This is a genomic window from cyanobacterium endosymbiont of Braarudosphaera bigelowii (assembly GCF_020885515.1).
GTDB lineage: Bacteria > Cyanobacteriota > Cyanobacteriia > Cyanobacteriales > Microcystaceae > Atelocyanobacterium > Atelocyanobacterium thalassa_A.
In genome coordinates, this window is the sequence record NZ_AP024987.1 from 147,133 (window position 1) to 159,798 (window position 12,666).

Annotated in this window: 8 protein-coding genes and 1 tRNA gene; 5 read left to right on the forward strand and 4 right to left on the reverse strand. The window is 30.3% G+C overall.

Going from position 1 to position 12,666, the window contains the following annotated elements:
* Positions 1–420: 420 nt before the first annotated feature.
* The 4 genes from LPC16_RS00695 (at position 421) to era (ending at position 6,122) form a co-directional block, all read left to right on the forward strand.
* Positions 421–1,581: an FkbM family methyltransferase gene (locus LPC16_RS00695; protein WP_229637372.1), complete on the forward strand. Its 1,161-nt coding sequence runs from the start codon at positions 421–423 to the stop codon at positions 1,579–1,581.
* Positions 1,582–1,608: 27 nt separating this feature from the next.
* On the forward strand, positions 1,609–3,396 hold the full coding sequence (locus LPC16_RS00700; RefSeq protein WP_229637373.1) for a hypothetical protein: 1,788 nt from the start codon (positions 1,609–1,611) through the stop codon (positions 3,394–3,396).
* Between the two features lie 38 nt (positions 3,397–3,434).
* Positions 3,435–4,994 carry a glycosyltransferase family 39 protein gene (locus LPC16_RS00705; protein WP_229637374.1) on the forward strand — a complete coding sequence of 520 codons (1,560 nt, stop codon included), beginning with the start codon at positions 3,435–3,437 and terminating at the stop codon, positions 4,992–4,994.
* A gap of 183 nt (positions 4,995–5,177) precedes the next feature.
* A complete protein-coding gene (gene era / locus LPC16_RS00710; protein WP_229637375.1) occupies positions 5,178–6,122 on the forward strand; it encodes a GTPase Era in 945 nt (314 codons plus the stop codon).
* A gap of 237 nt (positions 6,123–6,359) precedes the next feature.
* On the opposite strand, the gene LPC16_RS00715 is transcribed toward era, so the two are convergent.
* The 3 genes from LPC16_RS00715 to LPC16_RS00725 form a co-directional block, all read right to left on the reverse strand.
* Positions 6,360–8,798, reverse strand: coding sequence for an EF-hand domain-containing protein (locus LPC16_RS00715; protein WP_229637376.1), 2,439 nt, complete (start codon positions 8,796–8,798; stop codon positions 6,360–6,362).
* Between the two features lie 443 nt (positions 8,799–9,241).
* Positions 9,242–9,314 (reverse strand) — tRNA-Arg (locus tag LPC16_RS00720).
* 39 nt (positions 9,315–9,353) lie between these two features.
* Entirely contained in the window at positions 9,354–10,031 is a 678-nt protein-coding gene (locus tag LPC16_RS00725; protein ID WP_040054544.1) for a uracil-DNA glycosylase family protein, read from the reverse strand.
* Positions 10,032–10,488: 457 nt separating this feature from the next.
* Here LPC16_RS00725 and LPC16_RS00730 point away from each other — a divergent pair, with 457 nt between their 5' ends.
* A complete protein-coding gene (locus LPC16_RS00730) occupies positions 10,489–11,538 on the forward strand; it encodes an AI-2E family transporter (RefSeq protein WP_229637377.1) in 1,050 nt (349 codons plus the stop codon).
* A 272-nt stretch (positions 11,539–11,810) separates the two neighbouring features.
* On the opposite strand, the gene LPC16_RS00735 is transcribed toward LPC16_RS00730, so the two are convergent.
* Positions 11,811–12,602, reverse strand: coding sequence for an MlaE family lipid ABC transporter permease subunit (locus LPC16_RS00735; protein ID WP_040054542.1), 792 nt, complete (start codon positions 12,600–12,602; stop codon positions 11,811–11,813).
* Positions 12,603–12,666: the final 64 nt, after the last annotated feature.

A 12,666-nucleotide genomic window follows, 5' to 3' on the forward strand; every position in this document is an offset into this window, starting at 1 on the left:
TGTTGTAAAACCCTACTATTCAATTTTGAAATTTTAATTAAATATTTGGGATTTGACCTACTCTTAGTTAAATCATTATAAGAACCATATCTCAAAATTATTCTATGACAATTTAAATATATAGAATGTCATCATAAGTGTAAATACTTAAAGATATGATTTAAAGCCATATAAATAATGGAACTTTGCTTAAAGAAAATCGTCTGAAACCAAGCAAGCATTATTTTACAAAATTAAAGAATTAAGTTTATTTTGAAAATATTCAATACCAATTAAAATTAAACATTGACGTCTAAATTAATTTTTTTAAAATGCAATATTATCTTACAAGATTACTAATAAGCTCAAATATCTTTTATTTTTAACTTTATCTTAGAAACTAACTAAAAACATATTTAATTTTAATTGGAAAATATAACTATGAGACAGCTTAAAAAATGGTTAAAAAATAAACTTGTTAACGTTTTAGTACCAGAAATTGATCAACGATTAGCAATCAATCAAAAACTTGAAGAAGTAGGGCTATATGGAACAGCGCCATGGTACAAAGAAAATCTTTGGGAACCTACTGTACAACTGGTTTTAAGAGATCTATGTCTTCCTGGAGACACAGTTTTTGATGTAGGGGCAAATTTTGCTGGTCTAACAACTATCATGTCTCGAATGGTTGGTCCTAAAGGAACAGTCTGTTCTTTTGAAGCTAGTCCTCGGATTGTTGATAAATGTCAACGAAATATTGTGAATAATGGTTGTAGTAATACACAGTTATTTCATTCAGCTGTTTACTCAAAATCTTATGAAAAAGTTCCTCTTTATCTAGGTACGCATCTTAATGATAGCATCTATAAAGACTATTCTGTTGGAGAAGCTGCCTATGAAATTTCCACTATTGCTCTAGATGATTTTGTCGAACACACAAACTTAAAACCCAATCTTGTTAAAATGGACATTGAAGGGGCAGAATTTGATGCAATACAAGGAATGGAAAAAACCATTAGATCTATCAAGCCTCATTTAATTTTAGAAACTCAAGCTGAAGATAGTAGATGCTTAGACTTTTTATCTGCACTTGGTTATATTTCAATTGACTTAAATACCTATAAGATTATAAAAACTCCTGAAGATTATCCGTCAGGAGTAGGGATAAGGAATAATTTATACATTCATCGGGATAGGTTATCAGAAACTTCTTATAATCCACCTTTTAACTTTAAAAAAATTACTACTTTAGAATCTAATCATTTCAAGAAAGAAAAAAATGGTTCCATAAATCTTCAAAAACCATTAAGTCTTAGTAAAGGTCGGTATTTAATAGATGTAATGTTTACTGCTGAAGGAACCGATAATGATTTAACTTGTGGTGTTAATGTAGCTGGAAAGCCAATTTTTCGTTACCATGCATACAGTAATTTGCTTGCATCTCATTATCGTGATTGGGTAATTCATCTTTCTAATGATTCAGAAATTGATTTATATTTTAATTTTCTTAACCAGACATTTGATGATACCTTATTAATACAAAGAGCTACAATAACGGAAATCCTAGATTTTAAAAATACATCTACTAATCTATACATTTAAGATTTTCCAAAGAACTATTACAATACTATGTTAACTCCACTTATTGGTTTTATTATTGGTTTAATATTATTAGAATTATGTTTTGGGATGTATATGACTCGTATCATTTCATCCTTTTTTTTTAATATTTATCAAGTAAAAAATAATTTTTTTTGTATTTTAGGATTAGTTTTAATTTCTATTGCTTTAATAATTGGAATGGCAGGCTATTTAAGCTACATAACTGCCTACCAACTAAAAACTATAAGAATATTATTGAGTGTAATAGGATTTTTATTTCTAATTTTTGGTTTTCTTCAAAGTTTTAACATAGTTAAAAATCTCAAGAAGTATCTAAATCCTTTTTCTTACTTAATTTCGACTAAATTAATTTTAAGTATTCTTTCTCTAGGAATATTATTTTCTATTTTTTTAATTAGTTTCTTTGATTCAAATTATGGTGGTGATGCTTTTATGTATCATTTACCATTTGCAGCAAGAATTTGGAATATTATTACTCCTGAAGAATATAGTTTTGAATACTATACCGAACACCGTTTTCTAGGATTTCCATTATTTGCAAATTGGTTACAAGGTCTTTTCTGGAAACTTTTTCAAAAACCTGAAGCAACTAACTTAGTCAGCTATTTTAGTTTGTTGACCATGATCTCATATCTTAAATTATATTTAAGAATTCCTTTTTACATGGCTTCTTTATCTCTTTTAGCCATACCTATGGTCCATATGCATGCAGCAAGAAGTTATATAGATTTACCTGGAAATGTTTTTGTTTCAATCCTTATCTTAACTACTTATTCTTTATATATTAAAAGAGCTTCTTTAGATCCAAAAACTCTTTCAATTATTTTTATTTCATCAACCATAGCAGCTAATACAAAATTTCAATTAATTCCTGTCGTCTTTATAGTTTTATGTTTTGTATTTTTTAAAATAATAAAAACTTTATTAAAAAACAAAAATAATTTCAATAAACTATTCAAAGGTTTAATAATATGTTTATTGGCAAACTTAATTATTTTTTTCACACCTATCAAAAATACGATTGTATACTCTAATCCCTTTTACCCAGTACAGATAGAGGCTGCAGGGTTTGTTTTAAATAACAAAGAAACACCTCCTGATTTTATGCATGAGAACATAAAAAAACTTTCGCCCTATTTAAGATGGGGAAGATCAGTCTTGGAAATAGATGTTTTTGATGATCGTAGACCTTGGCCTTGGACATTAGGAATGGACTTTATATCATGGGATGAAGAAAAATTTGGATTAGGAGGATATTTTGGAGGTTATGTGACTTTTAGTTTCTTATTATTTATATATCTCTGTTGGAAAAATTATAATTTAGAATCGCAGGTGGCTTTATCTACTATGGGTTTAATGACCATAGTGACGCCTCTATTCCCTCAATCATATGAGCTAAGATACTATATGTATTGGATGATAGTTCTAGTGAGTTTAAATTCTTTTTTAACTTGCCAGTTAGTACAAAAATCATCTAAAAAAACTGTTAATCCCAAAAATATTGCTCTAATTTCTACGATCTTTGTAATAGCTTTTATAGTTAAAACTAAATTTTTTTTTACTATTCCTGAATTTGCATCTTTTGACAAACAAATTATAAGAGAGGATATTGTAGATCAAGATATAATGCGCAATATTAATAATGGAGATAATGTTTGTATTGTTAATAAAGCGCCTCATACCTTTCTATACAGTTCTTATTTTCATTTACCTAATCAATATTCTGTAAAAGCCGAGTTTAATATAGATTTAAACGAAGAAGAGTGTAAAGGTAGAAAGATTTTAAAAAATTAACACAATAATATCTAAAGTTTGAAATACTAGTTTTTCTGATGCTAAAAATTCAACAACATTCTAAGATCTACCTTGCTATTATTCTTATTTTTGCTTTTATATTGAGAGTAATATATCTAAATGAAATCCCAAATGGTTTTTTTACAGATGAAGCATCTAATGCTTATGATGCCTATTCGGTCCTTCACACTTTAAAGGATCAATATGGAAAATTTTTGCCATGGTATTTTAAGTCAGCAAATGATTATCGTGAGGGATTATATATATATATTATGTTTCCTTTTATTAAAATTTTTGGCTTAAATCCACTTGGGGCAAGAATTATTTCATCTATTATTGGCACTCTAACAGTTTTAGTAACCTACTACCTGTCTAAAGAAATTTTTAACCAGAAAGTTGGATTATTATCTTCTCTTTTTTTGGCGATAATCCCTTGGCATATTCATTTTAGTCGTGTAACTTTTCGGGCAATTTTGGTTCCATTTTTATTTTGTTTAGGTTTATTATTTTTTATAAAAAGTTTTAAGTATCCTAAATATTTGATAGTATCTAGTTTTACATTTGCTGTAAGTATTTATACTTATAACTCTGCAAGGCTTTTTATACCATTATTTTTAATTGGATTGGTGACCGTATATTGGAAACATCTTTGGGTCAATAAAAACCTTACAATTATATCTTTTATAATTTTTCTTACAATATTTTTTCCTCAACTTATCCACCAATTATCTCCTGAAGGTATGGCTAGGGCCAATACAGTAGGAATTAAAACAGATATAAGTATAGTATTTCGTAATTATTTATCTTACTTCAATCCTAAATTTTTGTTTTTTGAAGGTGATCCAAGTCCGCGTCACACGGTCAATAAGGTGGCTGGATTATTTGTATTCCAATTACCTTTGTTGATACTAGGTATAGTAAGTTTAACTAGGGAAATTAATCCTTATAAATCAGTTATTTTACTTTGGCTAGTATTATATCCAATTCCTGCTGCTTTTATCTCAGCAGATAGTGCTGTGAGAACATTAGTCGTCACACCTCTTTTTTCAATTATCTCAGCTTACACAATTTTTAAAATAATTGATATTTTTAATAAAAAATATCAATATATTGTTACGTGTTTAATGATTTCTATTCTTGTTTCTAATATAGCAATTTTTTGTAAACGATATTTTATTGAATATCCAGGATGGCATACTGATGTTTGGCTATCTACCCTAGGAGAAACAATAAGTTATGCTAATCAAACTTCCTATGAATGTATTGTTTATAGTAATAATGCTTACGGAAATTATGCATATATACTCATCCCATTTTTTACACAAATACTTCCTGATGAATATCATAAATTTAATGTGGATGTTTCGGTAAACCGGTTAGATATGGGTAGATGGAATATAAAAGAATTGGAGACTTCTGAAGATTTAAATACTAGCTGTCTTTATCTTCTAAGTGGTGATCCCAATGCTAATAATCCGAAAGGACAGGATGGACAAACATTAAAAGCTAAAGGCTATGAAGAAAAATTTATTTATTCAATAAAAGATATTAAGAATCGTGAGTTTTTCCGCCTAGTAGAGATTAAAAAATCTTTATAAACTAAACATCGCAATATAGACAGTGAATTAAATAAGGGAAGAAAATAATTAATATAGATTTACATCTTAAAATCCTATATTTTGAAAGGATAACAGTATTATTTAATTTTAAAAAAGAGATAACTAAACTAAAGTCTATAGAAATATTATAAAATTATTAAAAAATCAAGATTATGGTTAATAATGGCCAGTAACGTTAATTCTACTTTGTTTTCGACAATTCCAATTACACCTAAAAAATTTAAATCAGGATTTATAGGAATCATTGGTCGTCCTAATGTTGGTAAATCAACTATTATGAATCAGCTAGTAGGGCAAAAAATAGTAATTACCTCCAATGTTTCTCAAACTACTCGCAATCGCCTTAAGGGAATTTTGACTACAGATACAGCACAGATGATTTTTGTTGATACTCCTGGGATCCACAAGCCTCACCATAATCTTGGCAAAATCATTGTCAAAAATGCAAAAATTACAATTAATTCCGTAGATATTATTCTATTAGTTGTTGACAGTTCAACCTTATCTGGGGGAGGTGACCGTTATATTATTGATTTGTTAAAAAACAACAATAAACCAGTAATAGTAGGTCTTAATAAGAGTGATAAACAAACTTTTAATTATGAAGATCTTGATAAAAGTTACCTAAATTTGATAAAAACATATGAATGGCCAGTTGTTAAGTTCTCAGCTCTTACAAAAAAAGGCTTAAAAGACTTGCAGAATTTACTAACTAAAAACTTAGGCTATGGACCTTATTATTATCATCCTGATTTAGTTACTGATCAACCGGAAAAATTCATTATTCAAGAGTTAATCAGAGAACAGGTTTTATGTTTAACCAGGCAAGAAATTCCTCATTCTGTGGCTATAGTCATTGAAAAGATAGAAGAAACATCTACTGTAACTAAAATTTTTGCTGCTATTAATGTAGAGAGAAATTCTCAAAAAGGTATTATCATAGGAAATAAGGGTAATATGCTCAAGTCGATTGGTGCTCAATCACGAATGCAAATCCAAAAACTTATTGCTGGAGAAGTATATTTAAAATTATTTGTTAAAGTTGAACCTAACTGGAGATTCTCCAATACACGTTTAGCAGATTTTGGATATGGGTATGAAGAATAATTAAAAAAAATTATAAGTAAAGTCGATTATTTAAAATAATCAACTTTTTGATGTTTAAAAGATTATTTGATAGAACTAGTTGTCGTAACAAAAAATAAGTTTGTACTCACTATAAAGACTTACAATTATCAATCTTTTAAGAAAAGTAGAGATGTTGTATCAACATCTCTACTTTGAAATCAATTTTATGCTTTCTCGAAAAACCTGTACAAAGTGATTACTATAGCTAACTTTAACTTAAAGATTAACTGTAGTTTTAAACTGTCCAAAGATTTTGCAGAATTCATCATAACTTAATTCATGATCACCACTAGTATCTGCTATCTTAAGCATTTGCTCAATTTGACTATCTGATAGACCTGTATCAACATCTCTTAAGCATAATCTTAATTCTTCGAGACTGATATTTCCTGATCCATCCATATCGAAGAAACGAAAACGTTGCAACATTGCTTCTTCTTGTGTGTTGGTTAAACTGCAATGCATAAGACTAGTAAATTCAGAAAAAGTCAGATCTTCACTACCACGACGACCAGTCATCATGTCCATGACTTCTTGAAGTCTTTCAGAAGAATAAGAACGACCTACTGCTCTTAATAAGGCATGTAATTCAGCCATTGATAGGGTGTTATTCCCATCTTTGTCAAATTTTTTGAATGCTTGTTGATAGAATACCATTTGTGTTTCATCAATTGGACCAACATTACAGGCTACTCCCTCTTTCCCTTGTGCAATAGCATCTATATGCTCAATTGCGCTAAGAGTATATGCCATAGTTTTCCATAAATGATGAGGATTTGAATTAGTTAAAATATCTTGTTCTTCCTCAGGTGTGATGGAATATTCTTCCCGTATGTCTTCAACCATTTTCAACTCTTTGGCTGACAGTTTCGAAAGAACATCATTAAATGATTCAAATCCCTTTTTACCAATCATGATGTCATAAAGACTTAAAATAATTGCCTGATGAGGATGATCTTTAGAAGCTTCAACAATAGTGTCGAAAAGTGATTGACGATAACTTTCTTGTCTCAACCAATCTTCACGATTTTTATCATCTCGTACTTCATGAATACTAGGATTCTCAACTTCAATTTCTGTTAACACTAAATCATGTTCCTTATCAGAAATATTAAGCTCTAGTCGAACCTGTTCAAACATTCCAAGGCTTGTTGCAGCATTAACATAACCTTCAGCTAATGTTTCTCTAACGATTCCTTTATAGGCTTGTAATCTCTTTTCTTTATCAAATCCAGGAAGTATTTTAGCAAGAACATACACCTCATCAGCATGAAGATCGTCTAGTGATCTTCCTTCTAAGAATTGAGAAACATCAAGTTTTAATCTTCCTAATTGTTTACGAAGACGACCAGCTAAGCTTTCTCTTTGATATAGGTATGGGTTTCTAGGCCAGGTTCTGTATAGCCATAAAGAACTAACAATTGCCATTACTACAGGAAAAAGATATTCTAGTGATGCAGGCAATAGTCGAACTGCAGTACGACCACCAAAAACAAAGAAGAAGTTGTAAATTATAAATGTTCCTAATGCAAACATTCTGTGACGAACAATTTCATTATTGACCAACTTATGATGACGGAATAGATATGCTTTATAACGCTTCTCAATAAAACGTCCTAATAAATAAGCTACTAAGCCAAATGCTGCAATAACTAGAGGGGCAGCAACTAATTTAGGGATGGGAATAGGAGTATTGAAAATATATAAACCAGGTCTAAATAAATCAGCTACCTGATCTTCATGAGTGTAAACACCAGCGAAATAATATTCCCAGTTACCTGCAAAAAGATAAAAATAAACAAAGAAACCGACAGTTAAACCAAAATACCCATAATGGAGCCATTGTTGTTCAGGTTTTGTTATATTTTCCCAATATGTACGTTCTGCATCAATATCTATACAAGGAGTTTTACAAGCTACACAAGAACTAGTTTCTATACCCTCTGAATTAGTAGTACGACACATAGATTGTGTAACTAATTTTCGTTCTCCTTCGCCTTGATGAGCAGTACTATTAAGAAGTCCTCTAGGTTCTGCAAAAATTTTCTGTACAGGAGACATAGGACAAAAATACTGACACCAAGATTTTCCTCCAAATAAGAATCCTACTGATATTGCAGATAAAATAGTTGCTACTAGGAAAAGTCCTAAGAGAAGACGATCTGAATTAACAAATAAAATACGGAGAGTAATTCCTATATAAAATAATACTAATTGCAGATATAAGTGATTACGACCTAACCAAGAGTTTTTATCAACTCTAGCTACTTCAACACGAGTCTTTCCTGTTATAACATCTACTCTTCTACGATGTCTTTGCCATCCTAAAGCACGAGGAATTTGAGATAGAAAAGACAAGGGGCAAATTCTTCTCCACAATTCATGACCACCTACCAATAAGGCCACTATACCTGTTGGAACAATCCAGCCCCAAAACAGGGCAGCTCCCATTGCATAAGGTTCTTCTTCTATGCAGTTTCCTTGAAGTTTTACACATACTGTATAGTCAAGAGCAAAAGGACTCCATGTATTTTCTGGCTGTGTAAACCAAGGGGAAACTGGGTCCCAAAATAAGGAAAGAATGAGAACTAGCCAGCCAATAGCTAATACCCATCGCACATAGTGCATTTGTCGTTCAGGAATTCTCGCAAACATAAGCTGTGTTTTCCAACTCTATAGAGATAAAAAAGATTTCTCCAGGCTGATTTCACACTGGATAGTAAATAGACTACACATTTTTATTATCCCTGATTTTACCCAGTTTTGGTAGAACTTCTTTATCTAGTAGAATAGATTGCTCATATACTAAAATCATATTGAGAAGCTACTTTAAATAAAAATTCTACAAATAGGTGCGATTAGTATAAGTACAGTCAACATTAATTCATCTAAAGTATAAAATCTATAGGTATCCTTATAAAAAAGGATACCTACAGGTGATGTTCAGGAATGTCAAGCACAAATTGTTAGAATTAGGTTAAATGCTAAGTATCTGCAAATTTTCCTTTAAATTATTTGATCTACAATTACATATTGAGATAAAAAATTAATCTTTTTAAACAAAAATATTGAAAATTTGCTCAAAAGTAGTTGGAAGACGGGTGTGACAGGACTCGAACCTGTAGCCGACAGCTTAGAAGGCTGTTGCTCTATCCATTGAGCTACACACCCATAGAAGACATTGTAACGTTTTTTTAGATAAAGTACATCCTAAAATTCAAATTCATTTAATCTTTTACGTAACATTTGTGGAAATCTAGCATAATACTGCTTATTAAGTGGTGAAGGATGAGGTAAAGGTAATAAATGAACTTTCCTTTCATAATGTTTCCCGTGAAAATCTGTAGCTTTCAAAATTACAGTGAATTTAAGTTCATATCGGTCAGGACGCTTCCAAAACTCTTCAATTTTTCCAGCTTCGCAATAAGGAGAAAACCACTTAAAAGCTTCTGTCCCCAAAGTAATAATTTGATTCCCTTGCCAATAAACCACTAACAACTGTTCAATAAATGGCCTAAATCTCTCTTTGACTTTATGTGAATATGCTTTATTTCCTGGAGGCTTATAAGGAACTGTGTTGGTTAAAAGAGCACGTCGACAAATTGATTGAACATCATCTTTTGTGATAATTTCTCGAGAGTATAGTGTTCGATAAAACTCTTTACGAACTAACATACCTGAAGCGCCTATTAAAGGTTGTCCTTGGATAACTTCATCTCTACCCAAATCCCGGCCAAAAAAACAAATTTGAGTATTGAATTTTCCAGACGAAAGTATAGCTTCTGTAGGAATTTTCCCTGCAGATTTATATACAGAAATATCAATGGGAAATTCTTGTCTTTCTGCTTCTTCACAAATTCTTCTTAAAAGAATTTCATAATCATTCATTTGATAAAAATCATGAAATGTTTCTATTGTTTACAACCTAATTGCGTAATAAAAAATTCATATTCTTTTTTACATACAACAATTAATTTAATTGAAATAGTATTCATTAAGCTTACTACTTATAATTATAAGTTAACATACAATAATAAAAATAATAAATAAAATCATTATTTGATTTATTATTAAGAGTATAAATAAAATGATAATTATTATATGAATGGTAAAATAAAATTTATCTCTAAAATTACAATCTTTTCTTTTTTACTGTCTCTTGCTATAAAGCATCTAGCTCCTCTATACCCTGTTGAACCTAGTCAAACCAACATTTTGATAGGTATCATAGTACTTCCCTTAATGGTTTTCCTTCTACTAGCATGGAAATATTGTGTTCAAACATACAAATTTTAAATTACATAATTTTTTATTTCTATCTTAAACATCAAAATTGTAATTAATAATGAATTTTGCTTATTGGACTGGTTTTGTTGTTTTATCATTTTCTTTTTATATTATATGGAAAGTTAGACAATTATTGATCTTATTATTTACAGCAGTTGTTATTTCTAACTTTCTAAATCACGGAGTTCAAACTTTGCAAAGGTTTGGTATCAAACGTTTTTATTCAGTTCTGTTATTAATTACGTTTTCACTAATAATATTATTAAAATTTTTTCTATATATTTTTTATCCATCTTCTGAACAATTTCCGGAACTTTTTCTGTTGGTTTCTCAAGGGATTGATAGATTAACTTCTCCTATCCATGAGTTCACGATGCAGCTTGATCCAGACCTGACTAAGACATTTCCAAGTCTTGATAGAATTATCGAGCAACTGCATCCATTATTCCAAAGAATCGCTGGACAGGGGCTGTCTGTATTCTATACAACTTTGGGAATTCCTTTAACTTTTTTATTGTTATTAATATTAAGTTTAATGTTGCTAGTTAATCCAACTGCATATCGACAAGGTTTTATTAGATTGTTTCCATTCTTTTATAGGTCAAGAATAGATTCAGCCCTAAGGAAATGTGATCTTTTCCTCAAAGGCGAATTACTAGCTTTATTGTTTAGGATGATAATAATTTTTGTCTTGGCTTTTACTGGATTATCAATATTAAAAATTCCTTTGAGTTTCACTCAGGCACTTTTAATAATGATATTAAATTTATTTCCTAATATTGGACCAATCTTGAGCTTTATACCTCCAATGGCTATCGCTTCATTAGAAACTCCATTAAAATCTCTAATCGTTTTAGTGATCTTTATCCTTTTTTATTTAACTATTAGACAAATAGAAAATAGAATTATTACTCCTTTAATAATTAAAAGTAGAATATCTTTACCTCCAGGGTTTATACTACTGTCCCAGGTTTTTTTCGCGACTTTTTTTGGAATCTTAGGATTTTTATTGGCTACACCTTTAACAATAATTATTTCAGTACTAGTAAAAGAAATTATAGTTGGAGATATTTTAGATAAATGGAATTCAAGCTATTTTTTAAAATAGAAATATATATCAAACAAAACTTCCCTGAACAAAATTATAGAAGACTCTAAAAATAGAACTTCTCTAAAATATTACTATTAAAGCGAAAAGAGACAAAGATGAATCATTAAAATGAGTATCTATTAACGATAAGAATCTTATCTTTACTTCATTTATTTTTTAAGGTGATCATTGATATAGGTATTTGATAATTTAACTAATAAGCCTGTTATTTATTAAATCGCATAAAACCTTATATTTTAAGTATCTTCTTACGTCTAATTTCTAACTATCTAAAATGATGTTGTTCCTTTTCCTTGGAACATTATCCATGATAAAAAAAAGTTAACAACAAAGACGGCAAGTAAAGATGTGACGACTGCTGTCGTAGTAGATTGCCCTACTCCCTTAGCTCCTCCGCTAGTAGTTAATCCCCAACTACAACCAATAACAGCAATTAACCCGCCAAAAGTAATAGCTTTAATAATGGAAGTCATCAAATCCCAAAATTCGAGAAAATTACGAACTGATGTAAGAAAAACATAAACAGATATATCATATAAACCATTAGCAATCAGTAGTCCACCTGCCATACCAGTTATTAAGGAAAGAATGTTAAGTATGGGCAACATTAAGCAGCAAGCTAGAACTCGTGGAACAACTAGGTAATTGATAGGATCTGTTTTTAGCATATATAATGCATCGACTTGTTCCGTAACACGCATAGTTCCTATCTCAGCAGCAAAAGCTGATCCAACACGACCAGCAACCACAACAGCGGTTAAAACAGGAGCTAATTCTCTGGTTAATGCTAATGCTAAAACTCCTCCAACTGTTGATACTGCTCCAAAACTGATAAACTCTCTGGCTACTTGAATAGTAAAGACCATACCAACAAAAGCGGCAGTTATCATCGAGATTGTAAGTGATTCTGGACCTACAACACTCATTTGCTCTAATGTATTGCGCTTATGTATTTTAGCTTTTAGGATATGAAAAAAGACTTGTCCCCCTAGAAGAATAGCTGCTATTAACCTTTCAAACCAAATACTTAGCCCTTTGCGAGAATGTGTAAGGTTTGTCATTATTGTTCATCTCTATTTTCTTGTTTATTTTTATTGTAAATTTGTAATCGTGTTTGATCTAAGT